This is a genomic window from Virgibacillus proomii (genome assembly GCF_018916875.1).
Lineage (GTDB): Bacteria > Bacillota > Bacilli > Bacillales > Amphibacillaceae > Virgibacillus > Virgibacillus proomii_B.
In genome coordinates this window covers 51,913-70,037 of sequence record NZ_JAHLNO010000013.1, presented here as the reverse complement: position 1 = coordinate 70,037, position 18,125 = coordinate 51,913, and the positions used below count along the sequence as shown (strand labels likewise).

At 35.7% G+C, this 18,125-nt stretch carries 15 protein-coding genes, 1 pseudogene, 1 riboswitch and 1 other annotated feature; of the genes and pseudogenes, 13 read left to right on the top strand and 3 right to left on the bottom strand.

What is annotated here, in order from left to right:
- Positions 1-382: 382 nt before the first annotated feature.
- From nhaC to KQI21_RS05745, 3 genes and pseudogenes are all read right to left on the bottom strand, one after another.
- Positions 383-1,803: pseudogene (gene nhaC, locus KQI21_RS05755) on the bottom strand (Na+/H+ antiporter NhaC).
- A gap of 316 nt (positions 1,804-2,119) precedes the next feature.
- Positions 2,120-3,706, bottom strand: a complete 1,587-nt coding sequence (gene serA, locus KQI21_RS05750) for a phosphoglycerate dehydrogenase (RefSeq protein ID WP_216483145.1) — start codon at positions 3,704-3,706, stop codon at positions 2,120-2,122.
- 579 nt (positions 3,707-4,285) lie between these two features.
- Entirely contained in the window at positions 4,286-5,446 is a 1,161-nt protein-coding gene (locus tag KQI21_RS05745; protein ID WP_216483144.1) for a pyridoxal-phosphate-dependent aminotransferase family protein, read from the bottom strand.
- Positions 5,447-6,142: 696 nt separating this feature from the next.
- Here KQI21_RS05745 and KQI21_RS05740 point away from each other — a divergent pair.
- The 13 genes from KQI21_RS05740 (at position 6,143) to KQI21_RS05690 (ending at position 16,191) form a co-directional block, all read left to right on the top strand.
- Positions 6,143-6,892 (top strand): HAD-IIB family hydrolase, encoded by a 750-nt coding sequence (locus KQI21_RS05740; protein WP_216483142.1) that lies wholly within the window; start codon positions 6,143-6,145, stop codon positions 6,890-6,892.
- A 285-nt stretch (positions 6,893-7,177) separates the two neighbouring features.
- The gene (locus KQI21_RS16040; RefSeq protein WP_253291319.1) at positions 7,178-7,414 is read left to right on the top strand and encodes a hypothetical protein; all 237 of its coding nucleotides are present in this window, start codon (positions 7,178-7,180) and stop codon (positions 7,412-7,414) included.
- 63 nt (positions 7,415-7,477) lie between these two features.
- Complete coding sequence (locus KQI21_RS16035) at positions 7,478-7,864, top strand: hypothetical protein (protein WP_253291318.1); 387 nt, start codon at positions 7,478-7,480, stop codon at positions 7,862-7,864.
- Between the two features lie 44 nt (positions 7,865-7,908).
- On the top strand, positions 7,909-8,148 hold the full coding sequence (locus KQI21_RS05730) for an exonuclease domain-containing protein (RefSeq protein ID WP_216483184.1): 240 nt from the start codon (positions 7,909-7,911) through the stop codon (positions 8,146-8,148).
- Positions 8,149-8,530: 382 nt separating this feature from the next.
- Positions 8,531-10,111, top strand: a complete 1,581-nt coding sequence (locus KQI21_RS05725) for an acyl-CoA synthetase (protein ID WP_216483140.1) — start codon at positions 8,531-8,533, stop codon at positions 10,109-10,111.
- A 123-nt stretch (positions 10,112-10,234) separates the two neighbouring features.
- Complete coding sequence (locus KQI21_RS17115; RefSeq protein WP_507236662.1) at positions 10,235-10,324, top strand: hypothetical protein; 90 nt, start codon at positions 10,235-10,237, stop codon at positions 10,322-10,324.
- 811 nt (positions 10,325-11,135) lie between these two features.
- Positions 11,136-11,507: a VOC family protein gene (locus KQI21_RS05715; protein WP_216483137.1), complete on the top strand. Its 372-nt coding sequence runs from the start codon at positions 11,136-11,138 to the stop codon at positions 11,505-11,507.
- 145 nt (positions 11,508-11,652) lie between these two features.
- Positions 11,653-11,754: riboswitch (purine riboswitch) on the top strand.
- A 283-nt stretch (positions 11,755-12,037) separates the two neighbouring features.
- Positions 12,038-12,616, top strand: a complete 579-nt coding sequence (locus KQI21_RS05710) for a xanthine phosphoribosyltransferase (RefSeq protein WP_216483135.1) — start codon at positions 12,038-12,040, stop codon at positions 12,614-12,616.
- Position 12,617: 1 nt separating this feature from the next.
- Positions 12,618-13,910 (top strand): nucleobase:cation symporter-2 family protein, encoded by a 1,293-nt coding sequence (locus KQI21_RS05705; protein WP_216483134.1) that lies wholly within the window; start codon positions 12,618-12,620, stop codon positions 13,908-13,910.
- A gap of 333 nt (positions 13,911-14,243) precedes the next feature.
- Positions 14,244-14,378, top strand: a complete 135-nt coding sequence (locus tag KQI21_RS16380; RefSeq protein WP_301281731.1) for a hypothetical protein — start codon at positions 14,244-14,246, stop codon at positions 14,376-14,378.
- Positions 14,379-14,591: a hypothetical protein gene (locus KQI21_RS05700; RefSeq protein ID WP_216483133.1), complete on the top strand. Its 213-nt coding sequence runs from the start codon at positions 14,379-14,381 to the stop codon at positions 14,589-14,591.
- A gap of 283 nt (positions 14,592-14,874) precedes the next feature.
- Complete coding sequence (locus KQI21_RS05695) at positions 14,875-15,279, top strand: hypothetical protein (protein ID WP_216483132.1); 405 nt, start codon at positions 14,875-14,877, stop codon at positions 15,277-15,279.
- Positions 15,280-15,681: 402 nt separating this feature from the next.
- Positions 15,682-16,191, top strand: a complete 510-nt coding sequence (locus KQI21_RS05690) for a DNA-deoxyinosine glycosylase (RefSeq protein WP_216483130.1) — start codon at positions 15,682-15,684, stop codon at positions 16,189-16,191.
- Between the two features lie 1,009 nt (positions 16,192-17,200).
- Positions 17,201-17,498: a binding site (T-box leader), on the top strand.
- Positions 17,499-18,125: the final 627 nt, after the last annotated feature.

The window sequence follows — 18,125 nt, the reverse complement described above, 5'->3', positions numbered from 1 at the left end:
TCTTTGCATAATAACATGTTTATTTGCTTGGATCTATCCCAGTACTGAATTGTTCGTATACCATTTATGGTAGGGTTCATATTGTAGATTAAATAACGGATTAATTAATCGTATAGGAAACGATATCCGTTTTTACATGATGGAGTTTTTGAAAGTAGCTTCGTCTAGCATACGAGTTCAAGCAACTAGCAATCTTCAAGCCTTTTTCTACGATAGGACAACATCTGCACTTCCCGTCGTTTGAACTAACATTCAAGGAGAAAAGTTCTCCTTAAATAAGTTTCACTTTATCTCAATAAGAAGTTCTCCGTTGTAGTTGCTAAACGAGCTTGTTTGGTGAGCGTTATTTTCCCTCCGTCATACCACCACATTTTTCTAAGTCTTATTGTGCTTCACTGATATAATCGTTTTGCTTTGCTTTAGCTGTTTTGGCAATTGTAAATCCGCTGAATGCATAAAGGATTGCAATCATTGGTACAGTATAATTTAAAATGGCGTATGGAGCATAACTAAAGGCATGAACATCTAAGGTAGCATAGATAAATACACCACATGTATTCCAAGGAATAAATACGGAGGTTAACGTCCCTCCATCTTCCAAAGAACGGGAGAGGTTTTTAGAGTGTAACCCCTTTTCTTTATATACATTCATAAACATACGTGAAGGTACAACAATTGAAATGTATTGTTCTGAGCAGGTAGCATTTGTTAAAAAAGCAGCACTGATTGTTGAGGTAATGAGTGCTCCGGTCGTTTTAACTAGTTTTAATAATTGATCCATTATTGCTTTTAGCATTCCTGAGTATTCCATGATCCCACCAAAGGTCATAGCGACAATTGTCATGGACACAGTATACATCATTGACATTAAACCACCACGATTAAATAGTTCAGCAATCATTTCATTGGATGTCTCGATGGAGTAACCTTTTTGTAATACATGTAATCCAGAGGCAATAGAATCACCTTGAATAAAAATCTGTGCTAAAAATCCCATCATAATTCCAACAGCTATTGCTGGAATAGCCGGCACTTTAAAGATAACGAGGATAATAATTAGCAATGGGATAAGCAAAAGGTAAGGTGATATAGTAAAATTCGCCTCTAAATCGGCTATTGTTTGGGCAATACTTGCATTTTCAATGGAAGCTTTTCCGACATCTTTACCTATGTAAGCAAAAACAATAAGTGCAATAATTAAACCCGGGATCGTCGTAAACAGCATATGTTTAATATGAATAAACAAATCTGTATTTGTCAATCCTGCTGCTAAATTTGTCGTATCAGATAGTGGTGACATCTTATCGCCAAAATAGGATCCGGAAATAACTGCACCAGCGACGATAGGTGCTGGAATCCCCATGCTTATACCGATTCCCATCCCTGCAACACCAATCGTTCCCATCGTAGCCCAAGAGCTCCCGACAGTCAAAGCAACGATACTGCAGATGATTGTAATCGTTACCAAAAAAATGAGGGAGAAATAATTTTTAGACCGTAATAGATCATTGTTGCTACAATGCCGCCACCAATCCATGCACCAATCGTAAGTCCAACTAACATAATAATAATTACAGCTGGAAGTGCTAGTCTTATTCCTTGAAACATCATTTCTTCAATTTCCTTCCATTTATAGTTGTGTTTCCAAGCAATCGAAGCAGCAGCTCCAGTACCTATAATCAATGGTACATGTGGTTCACCTTTAAAAACAACAATGGTTAACAGCATGGAGATAATCATGATGATAAGTGGAAAAATTGCCCACCAAAAGGATATGTCTTTTTGGGGAATATTCGTGTGCATTTAAAAAAGCAGCTCCTTCCGTAATTGTAATTTTCGATAAAATAATAAAATTAATTTTAATGAGAAATGATTAAATTGTCAATTTATTATAGTTAGCTAGAGAGGGAAGAGGATTACAAAATCTAAAGTTTGAAAGAGATAGGGGATCTTGTTATGGTGTTAAAGGAAAAGGTTAGAAGAATTACAGTTTGACTTGAGTTGGAGTAACAGAAAAGGGATATGGAAATGCTCAGGGGAGAATGAGATAGCAAGGAATGGAAAAATAAATGCTATCCTCGTGTATTCCATACGTAAGGATAACATTTATTCCATGTAATCAAAGATCGATGGCAATAGCAGCATGGATTTCTTCGAGTTTTTCTAATGCTTCCAGCGCCTTCTTTTCAATGTGGCGATCTACAGTCATAACCATAATTGCATTACCGCCAACTTTTGCACGATCCACCTGCATTGTTGCAATATTAATATGCTTTGTAGCAAGTAAACTACCCATTTTACCGATGACCCCAGGCTGGTCGGTATGGTGAATAACTAATAGATGGCCTTTTGGTGTTACGTCGACACTATAGTCATCTACTTTTACAATTCGTGGACCTAAACCGTTAAGTAATGTGCCAGCAACACTTCGCTTGTCTGATTTGGTACTTACTTCGACACGAATCAAGTTGGTAAACCCTTGAGTGGTAGAAGTTTTGTTTTCATGAATTGTTATTCCTCTTTTCTCTGCTAAATAAAGTGCATTGACATCATTTACATGGTCGCCTAGATGACGGGTTAATAGTCCTTTCACTGCATTGCGAGTAATTGGTTCAATTTTAGTTTTGGCGACATCGCCAGAATAATAGAGATTGATTTCTTCAATGGGTTCCTTAGCTAAATGGATAAGAAACTGACCGAGCTTTTCTGCTAAATGAAAGTATGGTTCAATTTCACTTAATACTTCTTTAGTTACAGATGGTAAATTAACAGGGTTACGCACTGCATCCCCATTCTTAAAGCGAATGACATCCTCACTTACATCAATAGCGACAATTTCTTGGGCTTCTACGGTACTTGCACCTAAATGTGGTGTAGCGATGACTTCTGGTAAATTCAATAATTTATTTTCGAAAAATGGTTCTTCTTCAAAGACGTCAAGTGCGGCTCCAGCTACTTTCTTTTCCTCAATAGCATCATATAGTGCTTCTTCATCAATGATTCCACCACGTGCACAATTAATGATATAGACTCCGGTTTTCATTAAGGCAAACGCTTCTTTATTTAACAGATGTCTTGTTTCTTTCAGCAATGGAGTATGAATGGTGATGAAGTCGGCTTTTTTCAATACTTCTTCCAAGCTGCCTATTTCAATACCCAATTTCTTTGCTTGATCTTCAGTAAGAAATGGATCGTACGCAACAATGTTCATACGTTGTCCCCTGGCTCTATACGCCACTTCTGAACCAATTCTTCCCAGTCCGATAATTCCTAACGTTTTATTTTTTAACTCGGTTCCAATATATTTTTTTCTATCCCATAGCTTGTTTTTTAACGACAAATAAGCTTGGGGTATTTTTCGAGATAGAGCCATCATCATGGCTACCGTGTGCTCTGCTGCTGAATTTGTATTTCCATTTGGAGCGTTTACAACGATAATACCGTGTTCTGTTGCAGCTTCTAAATCAATATTATCTACACCAACACCAGCTCGCCCAATGATTTTTAAGTTTTTGGCTTTCATAATAAAATCACGTGTCACTTGAGTTTGGCTACGAACTAACAACGCATCATATTCTGAAATACGCTCATGAAGTTCTTCTTTGGACCAGTCTGTTCCAATATCAACTTTTATCTTATCTGCTTGCTTTAACGAAGCAATTCCATCATCACTTAAAGGATCTGCGATTAATACTTTAAATGCCATTATTTTTTCTCCTCCATTATTTTTTCTCGTTTAGGAAGTTATATTTGTTCTTAGATGTGGATATTTTTTTGAAAAGTATCTTCGTCTAGTTTAAGCGCTCGGTAGCGACTAGGCAAACTTTGAACTTCTTCCTAAGAAAGTCAGGATCGGATCCACGAAATGAAGTTTCACTTTATCCCGTATGTAAGGTGCCGTAAGTCTCCCTCTTCAAGAGTTAAAGGAACACGAAGAAGTCAAAGTGGGGAACGGTACCTAAATGCCCAATTGATTCGGACAACAGAACAAAAAAACTACGATAGCGATAGACCGTACGCAGAAAAAACGCGTTCCTTGAATGAATCTTCACTTTATAAAAACGAAAGCTTAAACGATGTCTTAGATGGAAAAAATGGTGTGATAAGGAAGCTTTCGATACCTATTAACCTATGTCAGTAGTAATAAATAATTTAAAAAAAGGTTTAACTATTAGAGCTACTAAAAAGCTATAACGTTAAGCTGTAAACTGCTAACTCGCTTCCCTACTATCTTTCAATCTGTATAACAGAATGGAGCAGGAAATTTAATGGTAATTTAAAAAAATCAGACCAAGCTCAACTCAGCCAGATAAGTAGCTTGAGCTGCTTTAACACCCGTACCGAGCTCAATTGTTTTGCCGATTTGTTGTAAGCCCAATTCAATTAAACTGATTGTTTGCAAAACGTCTGCTGGTGAACAATAACCCATATGCCCAATGCGGAAAATAACCCCTTTTAAATGTTGCTGTCCCCCTGCAATAGTTAAGCCAAAGTTAGTTCTAAGCACTTTGCGCAAATCTTCTGAAGAGAAATCATTTGGTTTTACTGCTGTTACAGTAGGAGAAGCATCGACATCCTTTGTCAGTAAAGGAATATTTAATGCATGAAATGCTGCTCTAGTCATAGCTGCCATTATGTTATGACGTTTATAAATGGCTGCTAATCCTTCTTCTTCCATTAATGTTAAAGCTTGCTTCAAACCTTGCAGTAAAGAAACAGCTGGAGTGAAAGGAGTAGAATCCTCTCTAAGCTTAGCACGATATTTTCGCATGTCTAAATAGAATCTTGAATGTGGGTTTTGTTCTATCACTTTCCATGCACGTTCACTTGCAGCAATAAATGCAAGTCCCGCTGGCAGCATCATCGCTTTTTGTGATCCAGTAACAACAATATCTAGTCCCCACTCATCCATTTTTGTTTCCGTTCCTCCGACACATGAAACACCATCAACAATAAATAATGCATTGGACTCACGGTGAACAATCTCTGCTAGTTCTTTTACAGGATTTAAGACAGCAGTAGAAGTTTCACAAAAAGTTGCAAATACAGCCTTTACATTTGGATGTGCTTTTAATAGTTCAGCTAAACGATCTGGATCAGCAGCTTCACCCCATGTTACGTCGTATTTATAAATTTTAATGTGATATTCATCACAAATTTTTGTAAAACGGTCTCCAAAGGCTCCAGTTACAATAATTACCACTTCTTCACCAGGTTGGACAGCATTTACTACTGCTGTTTCAAGCGCTGCAGTTCCACTAGCTGTATAAATTAAAATATCTTCCTTCGTACCAAAGATTGGTTTTAGTTTTTCTTTAACCGTTTGTAATAATTCTTTCATTTCTTGCCCGCGGTGACCAATCATCGGTTGCGCCATTGCATATGTGACGCTAGGAGGGATTGGTGTTGGACCTGGAATTCTAAGTATATGTTGATCAGGTAACATCGGTTTAAGGTTCTCCTTTCTTCCTTTTCGTTTAATAGTTTATTTTTCTAAATAATAGTTTACAGCATAGCAGAACTTTAAATATTGTCAATAAATTTTGTGATTTTTTACTATGTGAAAATTTTTTTATGGTTTAGGGAACTAGCTTTTAATACCTTAAGGGCGATTGGCGGAATAAGCATTTTTGTCTAGTTCTAGCTCTTGTCGAGGCTGACAAGACACTTGCACTTTTATTCCAATTTTGAAATGATTCTATTTTTATAGTGTGAATTCTTTTGGGAAGTAGCTTTTTTTATCCTAAGTCGAGTTCTCTAGCTAACTTCGATCTTCTTAGGATAAGTTAACATCTACTCTTTCATAGTTACTTGTCCTTCCAAAAATCGCGATGTATTGCTGTCGTAGTATACTCTGTCCTAAAAAAGAGAAGAATACTTTTTTAGTCGTGATGCTGCCTGGGGGGCGGTTTGCGCTATCTGGAGTTTCGCTATACAATAGTTTAAACGTTAATCGAATTAAAAGCTATATTTAGAGACTTCTTGTACACAAGATCTTTGTACAAGAAATAGTAAGAAAAATGTTGGTAAAGCACTTACTTTAACAAGTTAAGGTGAAAGTAAATAGCTATATTTTTACATTAATCTTGATCATAAACATTTAAAATTATGATACGAATAAATTACCAAAGGAATGAAAAACATGAACTTTGTCTTTGACCTTGATGGAACTATTTGCTTTCAAGGCAATCCAGTATCCAGCAACATTCTTAATTGCCTCCATTCTTTAGAGCAGGATGTGATTTTTGCATCTGCTAGACCAATAAGAGATATGCTTCCTGTTTTACATAAACGGTTTCATACGTATACGTTAATTGGAGGAAATGGTTCGCTCATTTATAAGAATAGGAAATCAGTCCATGCACATACGTTTACAAATGAGCAGCTGGGTATTATTTTTAAATTGATTCACAGACATCAAGCAACATTTCTTATTGATAGTGATTGGGATTATGCTTATACTGGCCCCGTTGATCATCCAATCGTTAAAAATGTAGATCGAGGGAACTTAGCACAAAAATTGACAGTGAATCAATTAACACAAGTAGTGAAAATATTAATTGTTATAATGAATGATTACACAGCTCTATTAAAGGAATTAGAAGTGCTGGATGTAACGATCCATAAGCATCATAATGAGCAAATAATTGATATAAGCCCAAGAGGGATTGATAAATGGAGTGCGTTAAAAAAGCTAGGGATTGCGGAAAACAATTACATTGCATTTGGTAATGATGCAAATGATATCACAATGTTTAAGCATGCGGCTCACTCGGTAATGATTGGTAATCATAAAGAATTAGCATATTATGCGGATGAAAAGATCGACTGCGAAGAGCAAGTGATCATTAATAAGATTCGAACACTTGCAAAAGGGGACTCTATTTTCTGAATTGAGATTTTACGAAGGTTAGTAATGAATGCCGAACACTTTTAATCTTTACATAAAATGTATAAAATGGAACATAGAATGGTTTAGTTTTATCCCACATCTAACTGGCAGTAAGACCTCCACCTCGGGGAGTAAGAGGGATCGAAGAAGTCTAGGTGGGGGATAAACGGAAAGTCAAATGTCCGATTGGTTTAACTAACCATGAGTGGGGGATGAAAGAAAACCCCCGCTCATGGAAGTTTCACTTTATAGCAAAAAGAGATGCAAGGTAGGGAGCACGGGAAAATGTACAAAAACTCAGACCGATTTTTAACTTCGTTTAACCGCATTGAGAAAATGCTGAGAGATTTGCTCATCAACAAAAAAGATGCCAGCTTTTCTAAAGCAGTTAAGATCCTAAAAAACTCCAATGCATTAATTAAGGAATACAGTGATGATCTGTTGGAATTTGCAGAACTGCGTAATGCAATTGTTCATAATAAGATTGATATGACATATGCAATAGCGGAACCACATGATTAAATAGTTGAAAAAATCGAAGCGATAGAAAAGGAACTAAGTGAACCAAAGTATGTTATTCCCACCTTGCAAAAGTATGTCTACTGTTTTCAAAATACGGATGAATTAAGCAAACCATTAAAAGTAATTCACGAAAAAAAGTTATCTAAATTTCCGATTTATGAGGGGAAAGCTTATCAAGGATTATTAACGCAAAAAGGAATTACAAACTGGCTTGCAAGTATGGAGCAACACGAAGAAAAGCTCAAAAGCAGCTATCAAATCAAAGATGTTCTACCATTTGAAAACGAGGAAAATTCCCGTTTTATAGCTGAGGATACAGCGATATATGAAGCTGTAGATTTATTTAAAGAGCTCACAAGTATAGGAAGGCGATTAGAAGCATTACTTATAACGACATGGGAATCCTTCAGAAAGATTACTGGGAATTATTACAGCATGGGATATTCTTGAAATATCTTAAAAACTAGATTTAACGAAGAAAGCTGATAAGATGAATCTTTGTATCGATTGATTTTGAAACAGCTAACGAAAAACGATCTAGTCCCTGTGCAGTAGGTATTGTTATAGCTAATGAAACGGATATTATTGATGAATATTATAGTTTGATACATCCACTTGCTGAATTTCGCTCGATGAATATAAATATACATGGAATTACACCTAAGCAGGTAGAGGATGCTCCTACATTTGCGGAGCTTTGGCCAAAGCTTTATCAATATTTATCCCGCATGTAAGGTGCCTTAAGACTCCCACTCAAGAGCCTCGAGTTGATACAAAAGGGTCTAAGTGGGAGAAAACGCCCCTAAATGCCCATTCGTTCAAGGGCCTTTAGGTCATACCCTTCTAGGTACTAACATTCAGTAGGAGATGGAAGAAAACTCCTACTGAATGAAGTTTCACTTTATGTGAAAGGGATAAAATTTTAGCAAATAGTTTGATATAACAATATAAAAAATGATTTCGTATTATCTATTAGATGACTTTGCACACTAACCGAATTTTATTTCCTCATTTTTAGCTTTTTTATCACTACGTAGGTTGTTTGCTTTTTAGAATTATCTGAATTAAAATAATAAAAACAATATTTTATTTGTTGGGAGAAGGGAGAAGAGGAATGTGAAACAAAAAACAGCTGAAGCCAGGCAATTAATAAAGCGAGCTAGAAGAAATACACTTGGGGATATTCTAACCCGTACAACCGAACGAACACCGAATAAGCTTGCTATTACGTATAAAGAGCTAGAAATATCATATCAACAATTAGATGTTTTAGTGAATCAAACGGCTCATACTTTTTTAGCGAAAGGATTTAAAAAAGGTGAGAGAGTAGCAGTAATGTCAAAAAACAGTTTAGATTTTGTTATTTTAAATTTTGCGCTTGCAAGAGCAGGGATAGTGATGGTACCTATTAATTACATGCTTAGTATCGAGGATGCTGCTTATATTCTTGCTCATGCGGGAGTGAAAGGGTTAGCTAGTTCATCAGAATTTATGACATTTTTAGATGAAGCAGCATCAGAACTAGTTATAAACAATAAATATGTGATGGATACTATGGATGATCATACAGAAAATTGGTCTGTGCTTGATGAAGAAAGACAGCAGTTTTCAACAGAAATAGTAGAGGTAGATGTTGATGATACCGATTTATGCCATATTTTATACACGAGTGGTACAGAATCAAAGCCAAAGGGGGTTATGCTATCACATCAAAGTATAATCAGTGAATATGTAAGCTGTATTGTTGAAGGAAATATGGAAACGAATGATCGAATCATTCATGCCTTGCCACTTTATCATAGTGCACAGTTACATGTATTTTTAGGTCCAAGCATTTACACTGGCGGCAGTGGAATTATCTTAGATTCCGCAAGTCCAGAATTAATTTTAAAAACGATAGAAGAATTTTCGGCAACCCAACTATTTTGCCCCCCAACCGTATGGATTTCCTTATTACGTCATCCTGATATTGTTATACGTGATTTGTCGTCCTTAACAAAATGTTATTACGGTGCAGCCATCATGCCCAAAGAAATACTAAAAGAGTTGACAGAGCGCCTGCCAAATGCACGGTTTTGGAATTTTTACGGACAGACGGAAGTTGCACCACTTGCTACGGTTTTACAGCCTCAGGATCAACTGCGAAAACTGGGATCAGCTGGTAAACCCGCTTTAAATGTCCAAACTAAAATTGTTGATGAAATGGGTCAAGAAGTACCGCGAGGGAATGTTGGGGAAATTGTTCATCGCACACCACATGCGATGCTCGGTTATTTACATGAACCGGAAAAAACAGCACAGGCATTCCGCGATGGATGGTTTCATAGCGGAGATTTAGGCGTGATGGATAAAGGAGGTTATATAACCATTGTGGATCGGAAAAAGGATATGATAAATACTGGTGGAGTAAATGTGTCAAGTAGAGAGGTTGAAGAGGTAATCTATCAGCTGGATGGAGTAGAAGAAGTTGCAGTAATCAGTATTCCTGATCCTTATTGGATCGAAGCAGTTACTGCAATCATTGTCTCCAAAAAACAAGCTAACCTAACAACATCCCAAGTAGAAGCTTTTTGCAGGGAACGATTATCAAAGTTCAAAGTGCCAAAACATATTATCTTTACAGAAACACTTCCAAAAAATCCAAGTGGAAAAGTATTAAAACGATCATTAAGAAGCCGATATGAGAATCTTTTATGATAAAAATTCTTGAATTTTAAGCAACGTATATTTGAATTGAGTTGTTCCACACTATATGTGGAGGTACCATCATGAGTTATCAAAAAGATTCATACAGCAAACAGCAAGTTCATAGTAGTGTAAATCTTCAAGGACTATCAGGAAGATACAAAAGATCAACGGCCGAAGTCTAAGCTGGAAGAACGAGCGAAAAAGAAAAACACAAAAATTTAAAAGTGGAAATATAAAAAAAGTAAACTTATGAAAAATAGATGTTAGTGATAGAAAAATGATAAGATACATCAACTGCAAAGAGGATGGATGAGCACAATTAAATGTTAGTGAAATAAACATACTATAGCAATAAGTTGTTGCACTAGTTTGCAAGCGCTGTCATTGCGAAAGAATACAGAATTACCTTTTACCATTGAAAATTTTAGTGGCAATGTTATAATAGGATCACAAGCTGCAATGTACGTATTTTATTAAGTTTTAACCTCTAATGATGAAATAGGGAGTTTTATATCGAAGCTTTAATGTCGAGCCGTCTCGAGCGGGGGACAGGACAGCTTTCTGCGAGCACCCACTTGGTGAAGTGGTGGTTTAAAACTTTTTATTACAAAATACGGCAATTGTGGCCTGTTTTTTTGAAATTGGCAAATCTAACCGACTAGCTTCTTGTTCAGGCTTGGTCGTTTTATTTTACTATAGAAAATATAAAACTTTATGGTTTATAGTATAAGAAAAACGATAGCTTTCGCCATAAAGACTTGGCGACAAGCCAAGTTTTTCTAATGTACTTGTTCAGAAGGAACTAAAATCCTAAATTCGATGTATTATCGTTTTGAGGAAGAGCCCGGCTTACGTTTTAGTGGAGAGACGATAATAAGTTAAGAAAAATAGTGGCACTATTGTTTTCTGATTTTTAATAATATTGGAATAGTATTATTTTACTCTATAAAAAATGATTATACATATTGATTGAAAAACGATATTAGTAAGGTTTTGACTTTTGCCTTATTCTATAGTTGGAGGAGGGGATAATATGTCGTTTAATTATGAAAAAATTGATCATGTACAGCTTGCTGCACCAAAAAATGAGGAGCAAACAGCAAGAGACTTTTACCAAGGGATATTAAAGTTTGAAGAAATTGATAAACCGATAACATTGAAAAAGAATGGTGGTGTCTGGTTTCAAGCTGGTTCTGTAAAATTGCATATTGGCGTGGAGACTCCCTTTTTTCCAGCAAAGAAAGCACATCCTGCAATTCTTGTGAATCAGCTTAAACAGTTAAGAGAACATCTGATAAGTCAAAAAGTCGATGTTATCGATGATGATCGGCTTCCAGGCGCAAATCGCTTTTATATTCATGATCCGTTCGGAAACCGGTTGGAATTTCTGGAATGGACGGAGTAGCAATAGTATTTTAGCGGAAGGAGAAACGGTTTGGATTGATTAGATTGAAGAAAAACCCTGGAGAAATTTTTTATGCCAATTATCAGAATGTTAGTTTTATTAGATACGGGGTTGTTTATTCATCTTAAGATGCTATACTAGTTACATTCAAAAAAATACTGTTTTTCATATAATAGCAGGAATATGGCCTGCAAGTTTCTACCGGTTTACCGTAAATGAACCGACTATGAAAATGACTGGTAAAAAATTGTATGTTACTACTGTATACAATTACAATACTTCTTGGCATATTGCGCTCGAAGTTCAGTTTTCCGTTCATAGTTCTCTTTACGGAAACTGGGCTTCGAGTTTTTGTTTTTTATACTATAGGAAAGTATAAAATTTTATGGTTTATAGTATAAGAAAAACTACAGCTTTCGCTAAAGACTTGGCGATAAGCCAAGTTTTTCTAATGAGGATGTTTTTAAGGTTGCGGTAGAAATGCCGCCTCGAATTTCATTATTATTTGCCTAGAAAGGAAGCACGACATCATGGAACGATTAAAGCAAAAGATTTTAGCTGAAGGAACGGTGCTATCGGACACTGTGTTGAAAGTGGATGCATTTTTAAATCACCAAATTGATCCGGAACTAATGGAGGATATTGGAAAAGAGTTTGGAAAGCGGTTTGCTGACGATGGAATAACAAAAATTTTAACTTTAGAATCCTCTGGTATTGCTCCTGCTGTGATGACAGGGTTAGTGTTGCAAACACCAGTGATTTTTGCACGAAAAAGAAAGTCTTTGACCTTAACGGATCACCTTTATTCAGCGAGCGTTTATTCCTTTACCAAAGAGGAAACCAATGAAATATCTATTTCCCAATCATTTATTTCAAGTGAGGATACCGTATTAATTGTGGATGATTTTTTAGCAAATGGACAAGCTGTATTCGGTTTAATTGATATCCTTGAACAGGCAAAAGCAACGATTGCTGGAATTGGAATTGTTATTGAAAAAGGATTTCAAAATGGCGGAGAAGCAATTCGCAAGGCTGGATACCGAGTGGAGTCTCTGGCAACGATTGCTGAATTATCAGAAGGAAACGTAGCTTTTAAGGAGGAGAACTAACATGAAAAATGCAGCCCTAGGTTTACAGCATCTTTTAGCTATGTATGCAGGAGCAATCTTAGTTCCCTTAATAGTTGGTGACGCACTCGGATTAACCACTGAACAGCTAACCTACCTTGTTGCTATTGATATTTTAATGTGTGGAGTCGCTACGATTTTACAGGTACTGCAAAATCGTTTTTTTGGTATCGGTCTTCCTGTTGTTCTCGGTTGTACTTTCACTGCTGTTGGTCCAATGATTGCAATTGGTGCGGAGTATGGGATAACAGCTATATACGGTGCAATTCTTGTATCTGGATTATTTGTTTTTCTTGTTGGACGATTTTTTGGTAAGTTAGTTCGCTTCTTTCCACCTGTAGTTACTGGATCTGTTGTTACCATCATTGGTATTACCTTAATACCTGTAGCTATAAATAATATGGGCGGTGGAGAGGGAGCAAGTGATTTTGGTTCTGTAGTTAATATCGCCTTATCATTTGGAACGCTTTTATTTATTATTTTTATGTATCGATTTACAAAAGGCTTTATAAAATCTATTTCGATTTTACTTGGTCTAATTGCAGGGACAATAGTAGCTGCTGTTATGGGAATGGTTAAATTTCAAGCTGTTACAGATGCTTCCTATTTACATTTACCTCATCCGTTTTATTTTGGGACACCAACATTTGAATGGTCTGCTATTGTTACAATGATTTTAGTAGCAATTGTTTCTTTAGTAGAATCAACAGGTGTGTATTTTGCATTAGGGGATATTACCGAGCGGAAATTAACTGAAAAAGACTTGGGAAACGGTTATCGTGCAGAGGGTTTAGCGATTATACTAGGTGGAATTTTTAATGCTTTCCCATATACTGCATTTTCACAAAATGTTGGACTAATTCAAATGACAGGTGTAAAAAAGAAACGAATTATTATGATAACAGGAGCAATGCTCATTACCTTAGGCTTTATTCCTAAAATTGCAGCTGTAACAACCATTATTCCAACACCTGTATTAGGCGGGGCTATGATTGCTATGTTCGGAATGGTTATTTCACAAGGGATAAAGATGCTAGGACCGGTAATTAAGGAATCATCAGAAAATGCGATGATTATTGCTTGTTCAGTAGGAATGGGCTTAGGTGTTACAGTTGTTCCAGAAATATTTGCTAAGTTGCCCAATAGTATACAAATTTTAACAAGTAATGGGATTGTTGCTGGTAGTGTAACAGCTATTCTCCTAAATATGCTGTTCCATATGCTTCCTCATAAAAAATCGAGTAGCTCTGTAGTTTTAAAAGAACAGGAAATATAATTGATTGTTTCGGTTAAGTGATTATTCATTTTATCACTTAGTACAACTAAAAAAGGATTATTAAAAACAGAAGTAAGCTAACTGATGTGATCCCCTTATAGTAGACAGAAAAAAGAAAGCATATTAATCTGTTTACTATGGAGGGGATTTTATATGGATTTAGTAGTGCTGGAAATACTGGGTGGATCAATAAAATAGTTGTTGGTTCACTTATTATTGGTATGATCTCCTTATATATATTTATTGTTCGGCAATTTAAATGAAAAGAACCGATTTTAGAGTTTCGAATATTTAAGAATACATGTTCACGATAACGATGAATTATCGGTATGATTGGGATTTATTAGTTTAATCGCAGCAGAAACCATTTTACTGATTTATATGCAAAATATGGCAGGTTTTTCTTCATTTGAGTCAGGATTAATGATTCTTCCGGGAGCATTATTAATGGGATTATGTCACCGTTAAATGGACGAATTTTTAACAGGTATGGTGCTAGATATTTTGTCATCATTGGATTATTTTTTATTAACGATTACGTCATTGTTATATACCAATTTAACGAAAGATTCGTCATTTGCATATTCAACGGTTATTTTTGCTATTCGTATGTTTGGGATTTCTATGATAATGATGCCTTTAATAACAGCCGGATTAAATTTCCCCATGGATCTGCTATGACCAATACAATGCGCCAGGTAGCAGCTTTTTTTGGCTTTCTCTGTTAAAGATAATACGCCACAAGATATAAGAGAACAAATAGTAAAGCGTAAACAGGCTTAAGACCTTGTACAATACCAATTGATAATATAAACCAGTCAACAATGAATAGTAAGCGGTAGTTTTTAACTATGATGATGCCGAATAAGCATTGAAATTAACTAAAGCATATCATTTAAACAATTTTTCATTTGTTCAATGAGGGAATCGAAAAAAGAAAAGAGAGGGATAAGGGGGGAGACATTTGGTATCCTTACCAACGAGCGTTTGGATAATGTATGTCGTTTTTATAGCGGGGACATTGTTATTAGCAATTGTAAGTAATGTACGAGACCGCTTGATCCCATTTGCTTATTTATCGATTATATTATCCATCACTACTCCGCTTATAGGTTTTTTATATTCTATTGATAGACCAGAAGATGTTAATGAACTGACTTATCTTTTTAGCCAAATGTGGAATGGTAGTTTAACTGCAATATTCATTTTTATGAGTCATCTTTATTTACTAGTTTCCTTGGGGTTGTTTATTAAAGGCAATACTAAAGCTAAACTTATTAGCAAATTGTATCCAATGATGAAAAAAATAAAAGCAATGCTACTTGTTGATAAAAGAGTTCGTCATAGAACAAAAAAGCGGGCAGAATAAATACACTTTAGATTGGAGTGGAGCTTGTATTTTATCCCACATTTAAGTTGCTTTATGATTTCCATTCAAGAGTTATAGAGAGAATATCGTACTAAGTGGGAGATAACAGCACTTTAAAATCGATTTATTTGTGTCGACAGATTAAGGAAGACTTTCTTAAATAGGCATCGCACACAGTAAAAGCGATTTTAGCATTGGTTCCATTTCAAGAAGAAAAGCGCTTACTTTATTAAATTTGAATATGCACTTAGTGATAATAGAGAAAAAATGTAAGATGTTTAGCGTAATACAGTTAGTTAAAAGTACGAAGGTTACTATTTGCTAAAATGAAAGACGATAGCTATAGGAATAGCTTCCCGTTTACCGTTTTATGTTGATATGATGAAGTAGGAGGTAGTTATTATGCAGAAGTTGACATCTTTTCCTCCTGTTCTGCCAAAGGAGCCAGCTGTTCTTATCTTAGGCTCAATGCCAGGCGTGAAATCGTTGGAAAAACAACAATATTATGGTAATCCAAGAAACCACTTTTGGAATATCTTATTTACGTTATTCAATGAGCCTTCAGTAGAAAACTACGAAAATAAGCTTGCGTTTTGCCAAAAGCATCGCATTGCTTTATGGGATACTATTGCTAGCTGTTATCGACAAGGGAGTCTTGATGCTAATATACGTGATGCAGTACCAAATGATATTCCTAGTTTATTAAAAAAATATCCTTCTATAAAATTGATAGTTTGTAATGGTAGCAAATCGTATCAGTTGTTTGTTAAATATTTTAAAATAGCTAAAATTTCACCTGTAAACGTAGTAAAACTTCCTTCTACCAGTCCTATTCCAGGCCGATATACAAAAACGTTTCATGAAAAAGTGGAAGAATGGAGGATTATTTTACGTTATATCGATAAAAAATAGGGATTTTTTATTAAAAGATAATGAAAATTGCATAATTTGTCGATTTTTTTAATGAAAATAAGGTATAATGAATATGCAAGATAATGAGCATTTTTTTAGAGAAGCATAGAAATATTCGTTTGATGCAGTGAGAAGTTTTTTTGCGCATGTAACAATCTGTAATTATCTCCCTTTAGATATCTCTTATTATTCTGACTCAATATGAGATAAATTGCTCCTAAATATCCGATTTGTTCGGGTCTAAGAACAAGAAAAGTTTCACCAGCGGTATATTATCGAGGATGCTGCGATTTTAGCTTTTGTTCAAAAATAGACGAATAATTGTTCAAATGGATTAATAGGATAAGATTGGTTGCTTTTAACTTTTTAACGAAGAAAATCTCTGGTAGATTCAGCGAAAGAGCAGGCATTCCATTTCCATTAAAAGCTCACTTGGATAAAGAAGATTTCCATTGCTTAAAGGAGGTTTGCCGTTGGAAGGGTAGGGAGAGTAAAAGAGTCGCAAGCGGCAACTTGCGACTCAGACAGTTATCCGCAAAGGGGCGGCGACTTTGTTACAGGACACAACAAGCTACAGTTCGTTATCCATGGTCAACACAGTCGGCAGGGTGGTTACTTGCTTTCGCGGCTATTGACAATCAACAGTACAAGCGTCGCAAACGAAAACATCAGCTCAAGCGTTTTGTCAATGGAAATCAAAAGTTTTCAGCCCCTTTCATTAGGGATTACCAGTCGCCAAGCACTTAGAAGCATCGCTACTTCCATATACACCCTGCATAAACCTGTCCCTACTATTATACTATATAGAGCTTGTCCATTGTGGAAATAATTAGGAAATGGTATAAAATTCTCATATTTCAATAAATTTAATATATATTCTTACCTAGATCATTTTTTTCAAATAGGCTGGTCGGCTTGTATGAAAGTTATTCACATTTATCATAAAAGTTGCTTTATTAAATAAAATAAGCTATATATAGATATAATACGTTTTAATGGAATAATACATAAAAAGGCAATGACAGAGGAAAAGTATGGTTGATTATTTTATACAGAGAGCTTCGGAAGCTGAAAAGAAGCAAAAATATCAATCCAGAAAAATGGCCTCAAGAGCCTCATGCTGAACATACTATTAGTAGGTTATGACGGAGATTGGTACCCGTTATCGTTACCAGAGTATAAAACGTTTTGAAATGATTTTTTAAAATTTTGATAACAATTTCAAAAACGGGAGTACTTTTCGAGGCTGCATATTAGATATACAGTAAAATAAGGTGGTACCACGTATATTGCATCACGTCCTTATCATTAAGATAAGGGCGTGATTTTTTTTACTGTTAGGAAATTATAAAATTTTTTTCATTGTGGATAATTTTTGTATGATAATTTATCCCGTATGTAAGGTGCCGTAAAATTACAACTTACGAGAATTCGGAGAAGTTAAAATTGTAGAAAACGGCCCTTAAATGCCCGATTCGTTCAAGGGCCTTTAGGTCATACCCTTCTAGGTACTAACATTCAGTAGGAGATGGAGGAAAACTCCTACTGAATGAAGTTTCACTTTATCCATATCCAGCGCCTAGTCCCTCAAGGTCGCTTCACTCTCTTATGAAGTGGGCAGCCTCTGCATCGAAGTTTCAGCGCTTGCAGGGCTGACCAAGGCACTTCTAGCTTTTGTTTTTTGGAAGTTAGTTGGCGTTAAAAAAGTTTCAAGTATTGAATAATAAGGCAACACTTGACTTTAAAAGCTAATTTTCTAATGAAAAGAGGAGCCAAACTGCATACGCTGCTCCATTCAAAACTATTCGGTATGAACTTGATTCATAGGATGTACTAATGGGGTTGCAGCAGGATATAAAACAACGTTGACAGTGATACGTCGTGATTTTAGCTTTTGTTCCGTTTTAAGGGAAAAGCCCCGTTGAGTAAAGATT

Coding starts and splice junctions, on each gene's coding strand:
- serA (WP_216483145.1), bottom strand. CDS start 3,706: ATGGCATTTAAAGTATTAATCGCAGATCCTTTAAGTGATGATGGAATT.
- KQI21_RS05745 (WP_216483144.1), bottom strand. CDS start 5,446: ATGTTACCTGATCAACATATACTTAGAATTCCAGGTCCAACACCAATC.
- KQI21_RS05740 (WP_216483142.1), top strand. CDS start 6,143: ATGAACTTTGTCTTTGACCTTGATGGAACTATTTGCTTTCAAGGCAAT.
- KQI21_RS16040 (WP_253291319.1), top strand. CDS start 7,178: ATGTACAAAAACTCAGACCGATTTTTAACTTCGTTTAACCGCATTGAG.
- KQI21_RS05715 (WP_216483137.1), top strand. CDS start 11,136: ATGTCGTTTAATTATGAAAAAATTGATCATGTACAGCTTGCTGCACCA.
- KQI21_RS05710 (WP_216483135.1), top strand. CDS start 12,038: ATGGAACGATTAAAGCAAAAGATTTTAGCTGAAGGAACGGTGCTATCG.
- KQI21_RS05705 (WP_216483134.1), top strand. CDS start 12,618: ATGAAAAATGCAGCCCTAGGTTTACAGCATCTTTTAGCTATGTATGCA.
- KQI21_RS05700 (WP_216483133.1), top strand. CDS start 14,379: ATGGACGAATTTTTAACAGGTATGGTGCTAGATATTTTGTCATCATTG.
- KQI21_RS05690 (WP_216483130.1), top strand. CDS start 15,682: ATGCAGAAGTTGACATCTTTTCCTCCTGTTCTGCCAAAGGAGCCAGCT.